Genomic DNA, 18004 nt, shown 5'->3' on the forward strand with positions numbered 1-18004 from the left:
ATCAATCAAAAAAATGAAACAGTTAATTATAAAATCAATTACAAGTTTAGTGCTTGTTGTGTTTGCGTCTAATCTAACACAAGCACAACAAAAGCTATCTAAGGCATCGCAATCTTTAAAAGTGAATAAAGAGGTGACTATTAATTTAGAATCGAATTACACCATAGTAAAAATCGATACGTGGAATAAAGACGTGATTGAAGTAGAAGCTTTTGTAGAAAGCGATCAATTAAGTCAGTCTGATTTACAAAAGGCGTTAAAAGAGTGGCATGTAGATGTAAGTGGGTCTAGCGATTTTGTGAATATTTCGAGTAAAGGCATGCAAAATGGTTGGGATGTAGGTTATGATTTTGATGTGAATTCAATTTCAGCACTACAACATTTAGAATTCGAATTGGCCGATATGCCACCCATGCCACCGTTACCAGATATGAAGCATTTTGCGAATATGCCACAAATGCCCAATATGCCGGAACCACCAACAATGCCAGAATTACCCGAATTACCAGAAGGTATGAATCAAGTACATTTTGATTATGAAGCGTATAAAGCCGAAGGTGAAAAGTATTTAGATAAGTGGAGTAAAACCTATCAGAAAGAATACGGAAAAGAGTATCAAGATAAAATGAAGGCTTGGGCGAAGAAGTTTAGCGCCTCTGGTTTTGAAGATTACGAAAAAAAGATGGAAGCCTGGGGCGAAAAGTTTGGAGAAACTTATGGTAAACAAATGGAAGCCTGGGGAAAACAATTTGAAAATGGCTTCGGAAAGGATTTTGAGGCTCAAATGGAAGCTTGGGGAGAATCGTTTGGCAAATCATTTGAAAAGCAAATGGAAGCCCAAGAGCATGCCGAAGCGAGCCGAATGAAAGCCGAAGAAGTTAGAGCACGCGCAGAGCAGGGCAGAAGCATGCCTGATCGTGGGCCTAATATTAAAAAGACCATTATTATTCACATGCCCAAAAAGGCAAATTTAAAAGTGAATGTAAAATATGGCGAATTACAATTTGTATCGCTTATAGAAAATTTAAAGGCCGAAATGTCGCATACCAAATTAACAGCAAACACAATCGATGGGAGTAACACTTCCATCGTTGTGTCTTATGCGCCCGTGTCTATTACCAATTGGAATCAAGGGCAGTTGGTTTTAAACTATGTAGAGCAGGCTAAAATTGAAACTGTAAATCAGTTGGTGTTAAATTCAAATTCTTCGAATATACAATTGGGGCAACTTACAGGAAACACCATAATTAATGGGAGTTTTGGCGATCTTAAAATATCTAAAATTGCAGATACGTTTCAGAATCTAAATATTGTTTTAGAAAATAGCGATGCGCTTATTAGTTTGCCAAACACAGACTATAGCTTGCAGTACAATGGTAAGCAATCTCGATTTAAACATCCAAAGAAAACGAGCAGTGAAAACGTGTCTACATTTTCTACGGGGAATTTAAGTAGCAATAAAACGATTATTGTGAATGCGAAATTTAGTAAGGTGTCAATGGAGTAAATACGATTTTATATAGATAAAATATGTCTTATTAACATAGGACTTTGTGTGCCGATATCCTGAATAGTAATGGATTATCGGCTATATTTGTTTTACTAAGTTGTAAAAGTTAAAATGTATTAAAACATAATTTTTTGAAATTCAAATATTACATACTTAAAAATACTTTCATAAATGATAAGCAAGGTTTAAAACCAGGAGTTCGAATTAATAAGATTCCTGCTATGTACACTATTAAACTTGCAGAAGGAGAAGGTCCATTTAATGATTTACCAACTCTAAAGAGGAAATCAACTATTTATCGGAATATAGTTTTAAGAAACCCAAAAAGAGCTGAGCAAATTTGTCTTGAAAAAAACATTACAGAAATAAAAGATTTAATTCTTACTAAAAAGAATTCAAGTGTCGATTTGAACTTTGTTGAAATCTTTGAACACTGTATCAAGGGGCAAGTGAAAAAAGGAAAGGTGTCTGGAGTTCACTATTATAATTCGGAGAGAGTTAAAATTTTAAAGCTTATCAAACAAAATAACAAGACCGGAATATGGGAAGCAGAAATAGAGTTCTTAGATAAGAAAACTAATACTTGGGTTAAAAAAGAAAAGTCAACTACTTTTTTTCCACGAAACTGGAGTATGCATCAGTTATTTCATGAATGTGAATTTGCTGTTGAACATAAACAAAAAGTAGCTGGCAAAAAGAACGTATTTATATCTCAAACAGTATCAGGAATTGAAGTTGAAATAATTATTATTAATGATAAAATGAGGTCTATTTATCCTTTGTTAAATTAATTAAAACGAAAAAAAGCTGTCTATTTTAAAAATAGACAGCTTTTTTGATGTTTAAATATATAGTAGAATGTACTATTCTGTAATTACCCAATCACCTTTAGCTAAAAGCGGTTCGGCTTGTTTGTATTTTACGGTTTTACTTTCGCCGTTCATTACATTCTTTATCGTTACTTTATCGTTTCTACCAATTTTTGGCTTGTCTCTTACAATAGTTTCTACAACCTCTGGCTGACGTTGTGTTTGTCCTGCAGCTCTACTTTGTGAAGCACGTTCGTCTAAATTAGGAATTTCTTCTTTAGTCGTTTCTACCTGTTGCTTTTTAGGAGCCACTTGTTTTGCTTCGCTAATTGCATTTTGGTCTTCGCTTGGTAATTCTCCTTTAAATAAGAATGAAATCACATCTTTATTGACTTGAGTGATCATGTCTTTAAACAATTCGAAAGCTTCGAATTTGTAAATTAACAATGGATCTTTTTGTTCGTGAACCGCTAATTGAACAGATTGTTTTAACTCATCCATTTTACGTAAATGCGATTTCCATGCATCGTCGATAATGGCTAAAGTAATGTTCTTTTCGAAATCTGTAATTAATTGCTTTCCTTCTGTTTCATAAGCTTGCTGTAAATCGGTAACAACTTGTAATGTTTTTACACCATCTGTAAATGGTACAACAATACGTTTAAATTTGTCGCCTTGTGTTTCGTAAACATTTTTGATAATAGGGAATGCAAGTTCGGCATTCTTACCCATTTTAGCTTTATAATGTTCGAAAGCAGCTGTATATACTTTAGAAGCAATGTCTTGAACAGTTAATTTGTTGAATTCTTGCTCGCTTACAGGATTACTCATTGAGAAATAACGGATCAATTCAAATCCGAAATTTTTATAATCGTTAGCATCTTTATTAACTTCAGCAATGTTTTCAGCAGTATCGAAAATCATATTCGCTAAATCTACACGCAGACGTTTTCCAAATAAGGCATGGTGACGACGTTTGTAAACAACCTCACGTTGCGCATTCATAACATCATCATATTCTAATAGACGTTTACGAACACCGAAGTTATTTTCTTCAACTTTTTTCTGAGCACGTTCAATAGATTTTGAAATCATAGAATGCTGAATCACTTCACCTTCTTCTAATCCCATTTTATCCATCATCTTAGCAATACGCTCAGATCCGAATAATCGCATTAAGTTATCTTCTAACGATACATAGAATTGAGAACTTCCTGGATCTCCTTGACGACCAGCACGACCACGTAACTGACGGTCTACACGACGAGAATCGTGACGTTCTGTACCAATAATTGCTAAACCTCCAACTTTTTTAACTTCATCGATTAATTTAATATCGGTACCACGACCTGCCATGTTTGTGGCAATAGTAACTTGTCCTGGCTGACCAGCTTCGGCAACAATGTCGGCTTCTTTTTTATGTAATTTCGCGTTTAATACGTTGTGTGGTACTTTACGGATACTTAACATTTTTCCTAAAAGTTCACTAATCTCTACATTGGTTGTACCAATTAATATTGGACGACCGGCTTGAGATAATTTAGTAACCTCGTCGATTACCGCATTGTATTTTTCACGTTTAGTTTTGTAAACTAAATCGTCTTTATCTATTCTAGCAATCGGACGGTTTGTTGGAATCTCTACAACATCAAGTTTATAGATTTCCCATAATTCTCCCGCTTCGGTAATTGCCGTACCCGTCATACCAGAAAGTTTACGGTACATTCTAAAGAAGTTTTGAAGTGTAACAGTTGCAAAAGTTTGCGTGGCCGCTTCAATTTTTACATTTTCTTTAGCTTCAATCGCTTGGTGTAATCCATCGCTATAACGACGACCATCCATAATACGACCAGTTTGCTCATCAACAATCATTACTTTATTGTCCATTACCACATATTGATTGTCTTTTTCAAATAGGGCATAGGCTTTAAGTAATTGATTTAAGGTATGAATACGTTCAGATTTAATTCCGAAGTCTCTAAATAAATCTTCTTTTTCGTTAGCTTCTTCTTCTGCAGGTAAACCTTTTGCTTCAATTTTAGCCATTTCAATACCAATTTCTGGCATCACGAAAAAGTCAGGGTTATCTTTACCAGAAAGGTATTCAACCCCTTTATCTGATAATTCAATCTGATTATTTTTTTCATCTATAACATAGTACAACGCTTCGTCTACCTTAGGCATCTCGCGGTTGTTGTCTTGCATATAATGATTTTCAGTTTTCTGAAGTAATTGTCTTATACCGTCTTCACTTAAAAATTTAATTAAGGCTTTGTTTTTAGGCATTCCACGGAATACACGTAACAATTGGAATCCGCCTTCTTTGGTGTCTCCTGCTGCAATTAATTTTTTAGCTTCTGCGAAAACTCCTGTTAAGTACTTGCGCTGTACATTAACAATATCTTCAACTTTTGGTTTTAATTCGGTGAATTCGTGACGGTCTCCTTGAGGAATCGGACCAGAAATAATTAATGGTGTACGCGCATCATCTACTAATACAGAATCGACTTCATCGACAATAGCATAGTGGTGTGGGCGTTGAACCAAATCGTTTGGCGAGTGCGCCATATTATCACGTAAATAATCGAAACCAAATTCGTTATTTGTTCCGTAAGTAATATCGGCGTTGTATGCTTTTTTACGAGCTTCAGAGTTTGGTTGGTGGTAATCGATACAATCGATACTTAAGCCGTGGAATTCGAATATTGGTGCCATCCAAGCACTATCACGTTTTGCTAAGTAATCGTTTACTGTTACTAAGTGAACACCTTTTCCTGCTAATGCATTTAAGTACATTGGTAAAGTTGCAACTAAGGTTTTACCTTCCCCAGTGTGCATCTCAGCAATTTTCCCTTGGTGCATAGCAATACCACCAATAAGTTGTACATCGTAATGTACCATATCCCATGTAATGGCTTTTCCTGCAGCATCCCATGAGTTTGCCCAAATGGCTTTATCGTCTTCTAAAACAACATAATCTTTAGTTCCAGAAATTTCTCTATCAAAAGTATTAGCTGTAACTGTTATGTTTGTATTGTCTTTAAAACGTTTTGCTGTTTCTTTAACAACTGCAAAGGCTTCTGGAAGAATGTCGTTTAATACATCTTCTGTGGCCGCATAAGAATCGTCTTTTAATTTATCTATTTCCTGATAAATATCTTCACGTCTGTCGATATCTTCAGTATTATTAGCTTCTTCTAAAAGCGCAGTAATTTGATCTTCGAAAGGTTTACGGCCTTCCGCAATTTTAGCCTTAAAGAAGGCTGTTTTTGCTCTAAGTTCGTCGTGAGACAACCCTTCTAAGGCTTTTTCAAAAGTTTTAATTTTATTTACTAAAGGCATGATGGCTTTTACATCTTGTTTGGATTTATCTCCAACAAATACCTTAAGTACAGAATTTAAAAAATTCATGTGTATGTGTGTTTATGGTTGCATTAAGTCTACCGACTTAATAGATACAGTTAAGTACTTTAAATGCTAAAAAAATAAAGCACTCAAATATACGTTTTGTTGTTTTGTTTCATAAAGAATAGCACAAAAAAAAGCCTCGATACGAGACTTTTTAACTTTTCTTTATGTAATACTAATATTCATCCTCGTTCCAGAGATAATCCTCATCTGTAGGATAATCTGACCAAATCTCTTCGATTGAGTCGTACGAATCGCCTTCATCTTCAATGGATTGTAAATTTTCTACAACTTCAAGAGGTGCTCCAGTTCTAATCGCGTAGTCAATCAGCTCATCTTTAGTAGCTGGCCAAGGCGCATCACTTAAATATGATGCTAATTCTAATGTCCAATACATCTGTAATTCGTTTTATTTTTTGCAAAAATAATTTTTTAGTTTAAATAGTCAAGAAAAAAATGAATTATTTCATCATTAAATTAAAGAACGCTTTGTTTTTAGCAAACAAATTGACTTAAAGTGGGTTATAAATTTCCTGAATCGGTGAAATTAATGCTTTTCAGGAATCCACTTCACTTCATCTGCATGTAGGTCATTAGACAACTTTCGTGCCAATACAAAAAGGTAGTCAGAAAGACGGTTTAAATAAATTAGTGTTTGCGGATCTAGAGGTTCAATTTCGTTTAATTCTGATGCTAAGCGCTCTGCTCTGCGGCAAATACAGCGTGCAATATGACAGAATGACACGGTTTGATGTCCGCCAGGTAACACAAAATGCGTCATTGGCGGTAATTCGGCATTCATAGTATCCATTTCTGTTTCTAGAAGCGTAACGTTGGCATCGTCTATTTTTGGAATATTTAATCGCTCTTTTCCGTTTTTAAGAATGGCCTTTTCTGGTGGCGTTGCTAACATGGCACCAACGGTAAATAATCGGTCTTGTATAATTATTAAAACATCTTTATAGGCTGGATTAATATCTTGGTCGCGAATAAGACCAATGTATGAGTTAAGTTCGTCTACAGTACCATAACTATCAATTCTGATGTTATGTTTGGGCACCCGCGTACCTCCAAATAAAGCGGTTGTGCCTTTGTCTCCTGTTTTAGTATAAATTTTCATGTAATGAATGCTTAAATTAAAATTGAATCGTATGTCAATTCATTCCAAAGTTACATTGAAAATTTTGGCTTTAAAAGTGAAATAAAAATTGTTTGACTGATTTTGTTTAAGCCGGAATTGTAATTTTTTCGTTTCTAGTATCGCTTTCAATAAGTCCGTCGCGTAAACGAATAATTCTATGTGCATGTTCGGCAATATCTTCTTCGTGTGTAACCAATATTACTGTATTTCCTTGCTTATGAATGGTGTCGAATAATCCCATAATTTCAACAGAGGTTTTAGAATCTAAATTCCCTGTAGGTTCATCGGCTAGAATTATTGAAGGTTTGTTTACAAGCGCACGACCAACAGCCACACGTTGTCTTTGTCCTCCAGAAAGCTGATTGGGTTTATGGTCCATTCTATCGGCTAGACCTACTTCTGTTAAAACTTCTTCGGCACGTTTTGTACGGTCTGCTTTAGAATAGCCCGCATATACCATTGGTAAAGCCACGTTGTCAAGAGCGGTTGTTCTTGGAAGTAAGTTGAAGGTTTGGAAAACGAAACCAATTTCTGTATTTCGGATATCAGCCAATTCATCATCGGTCATTTTACTGGCATCTTTACCGTTTAAAATATATGTTCCTGCGGTAGGCGTATCTAAACACCCAAGCAAATTCATTAACGTTGATTTTCCTGAACCAGATGGCCCCATAATAGCGATGTAATCGCCACGTTTAATGGTTAAATCAATACCTTTTAAAACATGAACAGTTTCTTGGCCGAGTTTAAAATCGCGAATAATATTGGTTATTTCTATGACGTTATCCATAAAACAATTGCTGATATTGGTTGCTGCAAGATACAGCAAATTTTATAAGAAGTAAGACGCTGTACTTTATGATTTGTTACAGGTTTAATGAAGAAAACTAAAAACTTAAATTGAAAAAGTTATAATCTGATAGTGAAATGTTCTTTGACTTGCTCGGTTCTAAAAAAGACAAACCCGTATTGAAATGTATCAATAGTCACTGTTACTTTAGGGTGTTGTTTAATCATGTCCCAAGCTTCAGTCATGCCTTTAGACCAATAAATGTCATCAAAAATAAATACGGTGTCGTTATGAATTTTTGGTAATAATAAATCGAAATAGTCTAAAGTTGCTTGTTTATTATGATTGCCATCGAATAAAATGAAATCGAATGCATCTTGATGTAATTTAGGAATTACTTTACTGAAATCTCCGATTAAGATTTCAGCATTAGTAATTTTTTTGTCTTTTAAATTTTGGCTTGTAAATTGGGCAATTTTAGGACAACCTTCAATTGAAGTGATTTTACCGTTTGTATTTCCTAAAGCAATAGCGTGTGTAGAGATACCTAAGGATGTGCCTAATTCTAAACTGTTGTTAAACTTAAAATAATTAGCTAAATGGTATAATAATTTAGCACGCTTTATAGCTGCTCCAGAGTTTTTAGCAATACTTTTTATACTACGGTTATTGTTTTTAGTATACATTGAACCTGTGCCTAAATCTGTAATTTCAATTACCGTATTATTCTTTAAAAGCGTTTTTTTATAATTAGAAATTAAAGTATAATCCGCAGAATTTGTTTTACTGTAAAAACATTTTGTAACGAGATTATAAACAAAAGGGGAGTGCACCCCATGCTGATTTGTAGAGCGCTTTAAAAAATTAAAATATTGTGATATCTGATAAAACACAAGTCTGAAAAATTCGTAATTAAACTTTAGTCTTCTAATTTTGCAGCCAATTCAAACCAGCGTTCTTCTTTATCGTCCATTTCTTTGATTAGTTTTTCTAATTTTAGAGACAATTCATTAATTTGGTCTTGAGACAATTCTGGATTATTAAACTTAGCTTCTAATTCAGTCTTATCGAACGCCAACGATTTTAGCTTGCTTTCAATATTATTATATTCTTTTTGCTCGTTGTAAGATAGTTTTACACCAGAATCTTGTTTCCAGTTTTTCTTTTCCTTTTTATCTTCAATAGGAGAAACTTCCGGACTGTCTTCATAGGCTCTAAAATCGCTGTAATTACCAGGGAAATCTTCTATGACACCTTCACCTCTAAATACAAACAAGTGGTCTACAATTTTATCCATAAAGTAACGGTCATGCGTTACTACTAATAAGCATCCCGGGAAGTCTAATAAGAAATCTTCAAGAACATTTAGTGTTACAATATCTAAATCGTTTGTAGGTTCATCTAGAATTAAAAAATTTGGATTCTGAATAAGAACCGTACATAGGTATAAACGTTTACGTTCACCACCACTTAATTTTTCAACAAAATCGTATTGTTTTTTACGGTCGAATAAAAAGCGCTCTAAAAGTTGTTGTGCACTAATTTGACGGCCTTTTTTAAGCGGAATGTAATCTCCAAATTCACGAACAACATCGATTACCTTTTGGTTGGGTTTAACATCTATTCCCGATTGGGTGTAATATCCAAACTTAACCGTTTCTCCAAGGGTTATGGTTCCGCTATCAGGTGCTGTAGTTTCGGTTAATATATTTAAAAAAGTAGATTTACCTGTACCGTTTTTACCAATAATACCAATACGTTCACCACGCTGAAAGTTATAAGTAAAACCTTCTAAAATGGTTTTGTCTTTAAAAGATTTTTTAATGTTATGGAGTTCTACAATTTTGTTTCCTAAACGCTCCATATTAAGTTCTAACTCAACTTGATGGTCTTTTCTGCGTTTATGAGCACGTTGTTTTATATCGTGAAAATCGTCTATTCTAGATTTTGATTTTGTTGTACGTGCCTTAGGTTGACGACGCATCCATGTAAGTTCTTTCTTAAAAAGCTGTTTTGCTTTTCCTGTTTCTACAGCTTCTTGAGTAATTCTAGCTTCCTTTTTTTCTAGGTAATAAGAATAGTTTCCTTTGTAACTAAACATCTCACCTTGGTCTAGTTCAATAATTTCATTACAAACACGTTCTAAGAAAAAACGGTCGTGAGTAACCATAAAAAGAGTCATGTTTTCTTTTGCAAAAAACAGTTCTAACCATTCAATCATTTCTAGATCCAAATGGTTGGTAGGTTCATCGAGGATTAATAAATCGGGTTTATTAATTAAAGCGTTCGCTAAAGCCAGACGTTTTTTTTGACCTCCAGATAACGTGCTCACTTTCTGAGAGAAATTATCAAGTTTTAATTTCGATAAGATTTGTTTGTATTGCGTTTCGAAATCCCAAGCGTTATAACGATCCATTTGCTCGAATGCTTTTTGATAAGCATCTTCATCTTCAGGATTATTTAAAGCGGTCTCGTAATTTCTTATCACTTTTAATATGTCGTGATCACCATCGAATATGGTTGCCTCAATAGTTAAATCTGGATTTAATATTGGCTCTTGTGGTAAAAAGGAGACCGTTATATTTTTTCTGAATATTATTTGTCCAGTATCTGGCTGATCAAGCCCTGAGAGAATGTTAAGAATCGATGTTTTTCCTGTTCCGTTTTTAGCTACAAAAGCCACTTTTTGGTCTTTGTGTATACTAAACGAAAGGTTTTCGAATAACGTTAGTTCTCCGTAAGATTTAGCTATATTTTCTACTGTTAAATAATTCAAGTGTTTCTTTTATTTTAGAATTGATATGCAAATATCCAAAAAGTAAACGATTAGTTTTGATATTCCTACCGAAAACTTATATTTGTCAGTAAATCACCCACCTTCATTCATGACTAAAAATTTACTTTTTTTTTGCATTGTATTATGTGTTCTAGTAGTTGGATGTGTGCCTCATAAAGAAATGGTGTACTTACAACCGCAAGAAACTGTTACTGACTCTATTTCTAAAGTAGTTGCATCGCAGTCGCCTTATCGTGTACAGATTTACGATATTTTAAATATTAGAGTAAAGGCTCTTGATCAAGATGCTGTTCAGATTTTTAATCCTATGGGCGAAGATTTATTAAGCGCAAATAGCGATGAACGCGCCTATTTCGATGGTTTTACTGTCGATTTACACGGTGAAATTAGAGTGCCAGCTTTAGGACGAATTAATGTTTTAGGATATACTTTAGAAGAAATTGAAAAGATTCTAGAAAGTAAATTATTAGAAGAACAGTTTAAAGAGACCGCTAATATTTTTGTAACCGTAAAACTTACAGGTTTAAGATATACCGTTAGTGGCGAAGTCGGTAGTCCAGGAACAAATACTTTATTTCAGGATCGAGTAAATATTTTTGAGGCCATTGCAAATGCAGGTGAAATCCCTATTACAGGCGATAGAAAAGATATTATGATTATTAGACAGTATCCACAAGGTCAGAAAATACATCATTTAGATATTACTCAAGAAGATGTAATGAATTCGCCTTACTATTACATACAACCTAATGATATTGTTTATGTTAAACCGCTTAAACAAAAGTCTTGGGGAACAGGAGAAACAGGTATGCAAACTTTAGCAACTATTGCAACTCTTTTAACATTAGGAACTACTACTTTATTATTAATAGATCGATTATAACAGATGACACAATACGAGTATGACGATCAGGATCAAATGGAATCTGGGGGGATGACCTTCGATTTTAGAGGTTATTTATTTAAAGTTCTCAACCTCTGGAAGTTGGTTTTATTGTGTGTTGGTGCGGCCTTAACAATAGCCTATCTTATAAATGTTAGAAAACAAAATATCTATAAGCTAGATTCTTTAATTTCTGTTGAAAATGATCAAAATCCTTTTTTTACAGCGAACACCAGTATTTCATTTAACTGGGGAGGTGTTTCTGGAAAAGTTGGTAAAGTTATCACGTCTTTGCAGACTAGAACGCATAATGAAAAGGTTGTGGATTCTCTTCAATTTTATATTGATTATTTAAAAGAAGGGAAATATAGAAAGGAAGATATTTATACAGATGCTCCATTTTTTATCGAAATAGATAAACAAAAGGGTCAACTTTTAAATCAGCCCTTAGGCATTCGATTTATTAATGAATCTGAATTTGAAATTTTTACCGAATTTGAAAGTGACGGTGGTACCGTTCAGTTTTATGGCGACAAGCATACAGGGCGTGTAGCTTTGCCAATAGGTGCTTATAGTAAAACATTTACAGTCGGTAAACCTGTAACTTTACCATTTGCTCATTTTACATTATTTACAAAGTATGAACAAACTATTGAGAAGAATTCGGAATACTTTATTAAATTTTTAAATTTCGATCAGGTTGTAAATAGTTATAAGAATACTTTAAAAGCAGCTCCTTTTTCTCAGGCATCATCTTCAGTTTTAAGATTATCATTGTCAGGCCATAATAAAGCAAAAATTGTAGATTATTTAAATGCAACTACAGCAATATTAAGTCGTACAGAATTAGAACGTAAAAATCTCTATGCTACAAATACTATTAAGTTTATTGATAGTAGTTTAGCTAGTGTAAACAATAGTTTAAAAGATTTTTCAGACGAAATGAATACGTTTCGAAAAGAAAATAAAGTCTTTGATGTTGGAGCTGAAATGACTGAAGTGTCTGCCCGTTTACGAGAATATGAAATGGCTAAAGAGATTGAGCAAACCAAGCTAAATTATTTAAATGCTTTAGAAGATTATTTACGGACTAAGACCAATTATATTAATATTGCTGCTCCGTCTTCGGTAGGGATTGATGAATCAAATATTCAGCAAAGTGTAGGGAAAATAACGGCTCTAGCTATAGAACGCCAAAGTTTAGAGTACACCATGAAAGAAGGTTCTGAATTATTTAAAGATTTAGATCGTAGAATAAATGCTGAAAAACAAGTATTGCTAGAAACAATAGATGCTACAAAGCAAACTATAAGACTTCAGTTGAATACAATTCAACGACAAGCAGCAAATTTAGAATCTAAACTGAGTAATTTGCCAGAAGATCAACAACAGTATCTTAAAATACAGCGTAAATTAGATATTAGTCAGGAGGCTTATGATGTTTATATGTCTAAACGCAGCGAAGCTGCAATTGTAAAAGCAGCGAACATTTCAGACATTACATCTATAGATGATGCTAAAGATATTGGTGGTGGTTTTATAGGTCCAAACAAGTCTCTAAATTATATGATGGGACTTATGATTGGATTCTTTCTACCTATGCTTTTTATATTTATTATCTACTTATTAGATAATACAATACATGGGTCAGATGAGGTGGAGCGCTTGTCTAAAATTCCAATTTTAGGTTTAATTGGGAAGTATAAATATCATAATAATTTAGTAGTTTTTGAGAAACCAAAATCTGCCGTTGCCGAATCATTTAGATCTATTCGGTCTAGTTTGCAATTTATTTTTAAGAAGCAAGAAAGTAATCAGAAGTTAGGTAAAACAATCATGATTACCTCTTCTGTTAGTGGAGAAGGTAAGACGTTTACTTCTATAAATATGGCAACAGTTTATGCGTTGTCAGGGAAAAAAACAATTCTGTTAGGATTAGATTTACGTAAGCCTAAAATATTTGGTGATTTTGAAATTACTAATGATTTAGGAGTTGTAAATTACTTAATTGGAGAGCATACTTTAGAGGAAGTTATAAATCATACCAAAGTAGATAATTTAGATGTTGTTCCTTCTGGTCCAGTGCCTCCAAATCCATCTGAATTACTAATGAGTGATATGATGACGGATTTAATTGCGCAACTTCGTCAGGATTATGATATGATTATTCTAGATACACCTCCATTAGGGTTGGTAACCGATGCTTTGCAGTTAACTCAATTTGCCGATGCTACAATATTTATGGTGCGTTTAGATTATACTAAAAAAGGTATGTTGTCCTTAATTAATGCCAAATATAGAATGGGAGAAGTTAAGAATATTAGTTTCGTACTTAACTTCTATAAACATAAAACGAACCATAATTACGGTTATGGATACGGCTATGGGTATGGTTATGGATACGGTTATGGCGTTTACGGGAATGCGTATCATGAAAACGATAAAAAGAAAGGTGTTTTAGGTCGAATAAAAGGCTTGTTAAAGCGTATTTAATTTAGAATTTAAAACTATACTGTCGAGTGTAAATCTATTTCGTTAAAGAATAATTTTATTAGCATACATAACATATATGTAAAGATTCCCTTTAATCTGTTTAAACTGAATGATTAAAAACTACTAGAAGTTGATGCAATTATGGTTATTTATTAAATAGCGACTGAATTACTCTGAAATATATTATTAGAATGTTTTAAAAGGACACTTTGCAGAATCTTTTGGGTATGCATAGTGTCCTTTTGTGGTATTAGAAAACGATCTAATTCATCGTTATGCATAACTTGTTCACTACTGTCTATAAATCCGTAACCTTTATAATAACCGTCTTTAATTAATATAAATGCAGATTCTTCTGTATGGCGTCCTGTTTGTTTTAAAATAATATCTTGATTATTTTCTCTAATTGCCGTAATGGCCTCATTAACTCTTTGGTTATAAGATTCTGCATCTTCTTCTTGTTTACAAATACCTTTACAATCCTGTATTGCATAGTGCGAACAAGACGATGTTACTTCTTGTAAATGACAATATTTCGGACAAAGATTAAAAGCTTTACAAAATTTTTCTAATTGTTCTCTACAATCTGTAATTGAATAGTAAATTTGAAGCGGATTTGGAGCCGATTTTAAGGTATTATACGCTAAATGTTTAATACCATCTCTGTCTTCGTAACTAAACACGGCATAGGCTTTAGGATTGCGTTTAGCAGCTTGATTAAACTCTGGGTAATGTTCTTTTATTGCCGCATCTTCCATAAGCAAGGCAATTAATTCACTTCCAGATAAATCAAACGTAATATCTGCTGTTTCTCTACAAAGGTTCATTTCTTTTGCAGATTTATTGTAAAAATGACTTAATACACGCTTTTTTAAATCTTTAGCTTTTCCGACATATATAATAGTTCCTTTTTTATTTTTGAAATAATACACACCAGGTTTATTAGGAATAGCATTAAAAATAGAGCTAGGTAAATTTGGAGGTAAGGTTGCTTCTTTAGAAGATGGTTTTAAAAAGTCCTTAAAAATAGCTTCAGATTGTTCTTGTGCTAATAACAGTTCAAATAAAATTACTGTTGCTTCTGCATCACCTTTAGCACGGTGTCTGTCAAAAACTTCAATATTTAATGACGTACATAATTTTCCTAAACTGTAAGACTGATGTCCTGGAAGTAGTTTTCGGGACAACCGAATGGTGCAAAGTTTCTTTCTTTTAAATTCTATATCAAGTGCTTTAAAAGCATTACGAATAATATTATAATCGAAATTCACATTATGAGCAACAAAAACAGTGTCTTCGGTTATGTCTAGTACTTGTTGTGCTATTTCGGAGAATGTTGGTGCATCTGCAACCATACTATTATCAATCCCTGTTAAAGCAGTAATGTATTCTGGAATGTAAGCTTCAGGATTTACTAGTGATGTAAACTCTTCAATTACTTGTGTGCCATCGTGTTTTAAAATTGCAATTTCTGTAATCTTATTACCGCTTCCGGTAGTTTCAATATCTATAATTGTGTAAATCATTGCATCATTTTTTCTAAAGCTTTTAATTCTATGCCAAGCTCATTAAACATTCTAATTATGCTACTTAATTGCAATTCATGTTCTTCGTACTCTTGCGTGTTTATACAGCAAGTAAATTCCCATAATTCTAAAACGTCATGAATAGGAACAATATACGGATTGTAAGTTTTATTGTCGGATACTAATAGTAAACCGTTATGCTCTTCAATTTGATTATAGACACGTTTATAAACCATGCCTTGTGAACTGGTTAAAACAACATAAGTACGGCCATCTTTTACATCTCGAATGTCTTCTGTAAATCTTCCAACAACAAAAGAACCAGACTTTAGTGGTAACATAGAATCTCCTTTTATGGGAAACGCTCTGTGTTTTCCAGTGGGTAAGAAAGGTAGCTTTATTTTCTGTAACTGATTAATGTACTCAGGGTCGTCGTAACCATTTAAATATCCGGCTGAAGCCTTTACAGGAATAACTTCTATCAGTTCGTCGTCGTTAATATCTACAAGCATTGGAAACAGGATTCGGTTTTCTCCAACTTTTAAGAACGCTCCATCTTTGGTTTTAGTAAGATCTGTTTTTAGAAAAGTATCTACAGGAAGCTTAAAATAGTCTGAAAACTTAATAAGCATATCTATTGCAGGTTCAGATCGGCCTTCTTCATAAGATCCAATTCTAGATCGTGTTATAGCAAGGTCTTTTGCTAAAGCTTCTTGAGATAGTTTTTTTAAGGTTCTTAAATGTCTAATATTCGATCCAATCATGTATTGAAAAATTATGCGATGACATCCGTTGTTTTAGATGTTAGCAATTGTTGATTGTAAATGTAGCAAAATATTTAATACATAAAACAATAAATTTAGAAGCTCAAAGAAACAGATAAATGCAATGCCGAAATTTTTAATTGAATTTGTTGTTATGTGTTTATATACAGTTGTTTACATGGGTTTTGATTTGTGGGTTAAGCATAAAAAAAGAGCCAATTGGCTCTTTTTAAAGTGTTATTTTTTATCGTTTTGATGTCTTTTTTTATATTCTTCAATTATTTTTCGCCTGAATTCTTCTTCTGTTTTCTTAAGAATGATTATTTTTTTAGCAGGTAAGGTAGCTTTTAAATCGGCCATATATTTGTTGAATAGTTGATGTCTTTCATCATTCGACTTCAACATGTCGCTTAACAGTTTTTTTGCTTCGGCTTCAGATAATGCTTCTAAATCTGTGTTTTTTCTTCGTGCTCTCATTTCGTCACGAATGGCGTCGTTTTTTTCTTCAAAAGCATTGTAAATTTGCCAAAAATTCTGAGCTTCAGTTTTAGATAAATTTAGCTTTTCTGTAATGTAAGCAATTTTTAAAGTCTCTATTTTTTCATCCTTGGTTTGTGCAAAGATATTTACAGTGAACAAGGTGAATAGTAAAATGATATATCGTATTTTCATATATTAAATTTTAGTTGTCAAAAAGATCTTCAAGGTCATCAATTTCACTTTCAATATAGTAATCTATTGTGGCGTCGCTTAGGGCGTTATTTAAAATGTCTCTTCCAAACAAATCTGAATCTGTAATTAATGTTGCCATTTCTGAAGTGTTTAAATCTTCATCTAAAATAAAAGATTCTAGTGAGTCGTTGTTTATAGCGCTTATAGAATTCGACTGATTATTAGAGAATGTTAATGTAAAGATTAATGCTAAACTTGCAGCAATACTTGCAGCGTAAATCCAAGGTTTTAATTGAATGGTTTTAACTTTTGCCTTTGGATTCCTGTCTGTCTTACTGTAAATCTGTTCTTCTAAAGTCTCGAAATAATTGTCGGGAGCTTTAAAACCGTGATTAAGGACTTTAGCACGCAGTTTGGCTTCACTTAAAATAGATTCCTCAAGATTAGTGTTAAAGTAATCTTTTGGTACTTTAAATGCTGTCTTTTTTCCGTTATGTAAGTCTTTCAGTTTCATATTAATACTTTGACTGTTTTTTTTAGAAATGGTTTAATCTTGAGTTAAATAGTCTTCAATTTTTTTTACAGCCAAGTGATAAGATGCTTTTAATGCACCTTCACTGGTTTCTAAAATCTCTGACATGTCTTTGTATTTTATATCTTCAAAATACCTCATATTAAATACTAGTTGCTGTTTTTGAGGTAATTTAGCGATAGCCTGCTGTAATTTAAACTGAATTTCGTCACCTTCAAAATAAACATCAGACTGCAAATGGTCTAATGCCAATTGTTGTGTTTCTTCGTTTGTAATTTGTAACAGTTTTGCTCTTTTATTTATAAATGTAATGGCTTCGTTTGTTGCAATACGATACATCCAAGAGTATAATTTACTGTCTCCTTTAAAGGTATTAATATTTTTAAAAATTTTTACAAATGTGTTTTGCAAAACATCATCGGTATCGTCGTGAGACTTTACTATATTCCTAATATGCCAATATAGTCGTTCCTTATATTGGCGAATGAGTTCTTTAAAAGCTGAATCTCTATTGGCATCAGATTTAAGTTGCTCTAAAAGTTGAGACTCGTTAATCATTATTAGGTTTTAGTCTTAGACTGTAAAAAATACTAAAAGTTTAATTTTAAAGTTGAAATTTAATCATAAAAGTTTGAAAAATTTCAAATAAAAAAAGGATAAACAATTTAGTTCTGCTTAT

15 protein-coding genes are annotated in these 18004 nt (G+C 33.1%); 4 read left to right on the top strand and 11 right to left on the bottom strand.

Features of this window, described 5'->3' with window-relative positions; translation table 11 throughout:
• The first annotated feature begins 13 nt into the window (after positions 1–13).
• Positions 14–1507: a hypothetical protein gene (locus BN863_RS04245; RefSeq protein WP_038527865.1), complete on the top strand. Its 1494-nt coding sequence runs from the start codon at positions 14–16 to the stop codon at positions 1505–1507.
• 134 nt (positions 1508–1641) lie between these two features.
• A complete protein-coding gene (locus BN863_RS04250) occupies positions 1642–2301 on the top strand; it encodes an EndoU domain-containing protein (protein ID WP_038527867.1) in 660 nt (219 codons plus the stop codon).
• A 72-nt stretch (positions 2302–2373) separates the two neighbouring features.
• Here the strand turns inward: BN863_RS04250 and secA are convergent, their stop codons facing one another.
• The 6 genes from secA to BN863_RS04280 form a co-directional block, all read right to left on the bottom strand.
• Positions 2374–5730 (bottom strand): preprotein translocase subunit SecA, encoded by a 3357-nt coding sequence (secA, locus tag BN863_RS04255; RefSeq protein ID WP_038527870.1) that lies wholly within the window; start codon positions 5728–5730, stop codon positions 2374–2376.
• Between the two features lie 172 nt (positions 5731–5902).
• Positions 5903–6124, bottom strand: a complete 222-nt coding sequence (locus BN863_RS04260; RefSeq protein WP_019387375.1) for a DUF2795 domain-containing protein — start codon at positions 6122–6124, stop codon at positions 5903–5905.
• A gap of 150 nt (positions 6125–6274) precedes the next feature.
• Entirely contained in the window at positions 6275–6847 is a 573-nt protein-coding gene (locus BN863_RS04265) for a cob(I)yrinic acid a,c-diamide adenosyltransferase (protein ID WP_038527874.1), read from the bottom strand.
• A 106-nt stretch (positions 6848–6953) separates the two neighbouring features.
• Positions 6954–7658 carry an ABC transporter ATP-binding protein gene (locus tag BN863_RS04270; RefSeq protein WP_038527876.1) on the bottom strand — a complete coding sequence of 235 codons (705 nt, stop codon included), beginning with the start codon at positions 7656–7658 and terminating at the stop codon, positions 6954–6956.
• Positions 7659–7777: 119 nt separating this feature from the next.
• A complete protein-coding gene (locus BN863_RS04275; protein WP_038527878.1) occupies positions 7778–8551 on the bottom strand; it encodes an O-methyltransferase in 774 nt (257 codons plus the stop codon).
• Between the two features lie 26 nt (positions 8552–8577).
• Complete coding sequence (locus BN863_RS04280) at positions 8578–10434, bottom strand: ABC-F family ATP-binding cassette domain-containing protein (RefSeq protein WP_038527880.1); 1857 nt, start codon at positions 10432–10434, stop codon at positions 8578–8580.
• Positions 10435–10600: 166 nt separating this feature from the next.
• Between BN863_RS04280 and BN863_RS04285 the strand changes: the two genes are divergently transcribed.
• Positions 10601–11338 (top strand): polysaccharide biosynthesis/export family protein, encoded by a 738-nt coding sequence (locus BN863_RS04285; RefSeq protein WP_316930375.1) that lies wholly within the window; start codon positions 10601–10603, stop codon positions 11336–11338.
• Between the two features lie 3 nt (positions 11339–11341).
• Positions 11342–13831 (top strand): exopolysaccharide transport family protein, encoded by a 2490-nt coding sequence (locus BN863_RS04290; RefSeq protein WP_038527883.1) that lies wholly within the window; start codon positions 11342–11344, stop codon positions 13829–13831.
• 152 nt (positions 13832–13983) lie between these two features.
• Here the strand turns inward: BN863_RS04290 and BN863_RS04295 are convergent, their stop codons facing one another.
• From BN863_RS04295 to BN863_RS04315, 5 genes are all read right to left on the bottom strand, one after another.
• Positions 13984–15357 carry an exonuclease domain-containing protein gene (locus tag BN863_RS04295; RefSeq protein WP_038527885.1) on the bottom strand — a complete coding sequence of 458 codons (1374 nt, stop codon included), beginning with the start codon at positions 15355–15357 and terminating at the stop codon, positions 13984–13986.
• The gene (locus tag BN863_RS04300) at positions 15354–16121 is read right to left on the bottom strand and encodes an XRE family transcriptional regulator (RefSeq protein ID WP_038527887.1); all 768 of its coding nucleotides are present in this window, start codon (positions 16119–16121) and stop codon (positions 15354–15356) included. The genes BN863_RS04295 and BN863_RS04300 overlap by 4 nt, the downstream gene beginning before the upstream one ends.
• A gap of 237 nt (positions 16122–16358) precedes the next feature.
• The gene (locus tag BN863_RS04305; protein WP_038527889.1) at positions 16359–16793 is read right to left on the bottom strand and encodes a hypothetical protein; all 435 of its coding nucleotides are present in this window, start codon (positions 16791–16793) and stop codon (positions 16359–16361) included.
• Positions 16794–16803: 10 nt separating this feature from the next.
• Positions 16804–17307 (bottom strand): hypothetical protein, encoded by a 504-nt coding sequence (locus BN863_RS04310; protein ID WP_038527891.1) that lies wholly within the window; start codon positions 17305–17307, stop codon positions 16804–16806.
• A 33-nt stretch (positions 17308–17340) separates the two neighbouring features.
• Positions 17341–17883 (bottom strand): RNA polymerase sigma factor, encoded by a 543-nt coding sequence (locus BN863_RS04315; protein WP_038527893.1) that lies wholly within the window; start codon positions 17881–17883, stop codon positions 17341–17343.
• Positions 17884–18004: the final 121 nt, after the last annotated feature.

It is taken from the genome of Formosa agariphila KMM 3901 (assembly GCF_000723205.1).
GTDB classification, from domain to species: Bacteria; Bacteroidota; Bacteroidia; order Flavobacteriales; family Flavobacteriaceae; genus Formosa; species Formosa agariphila.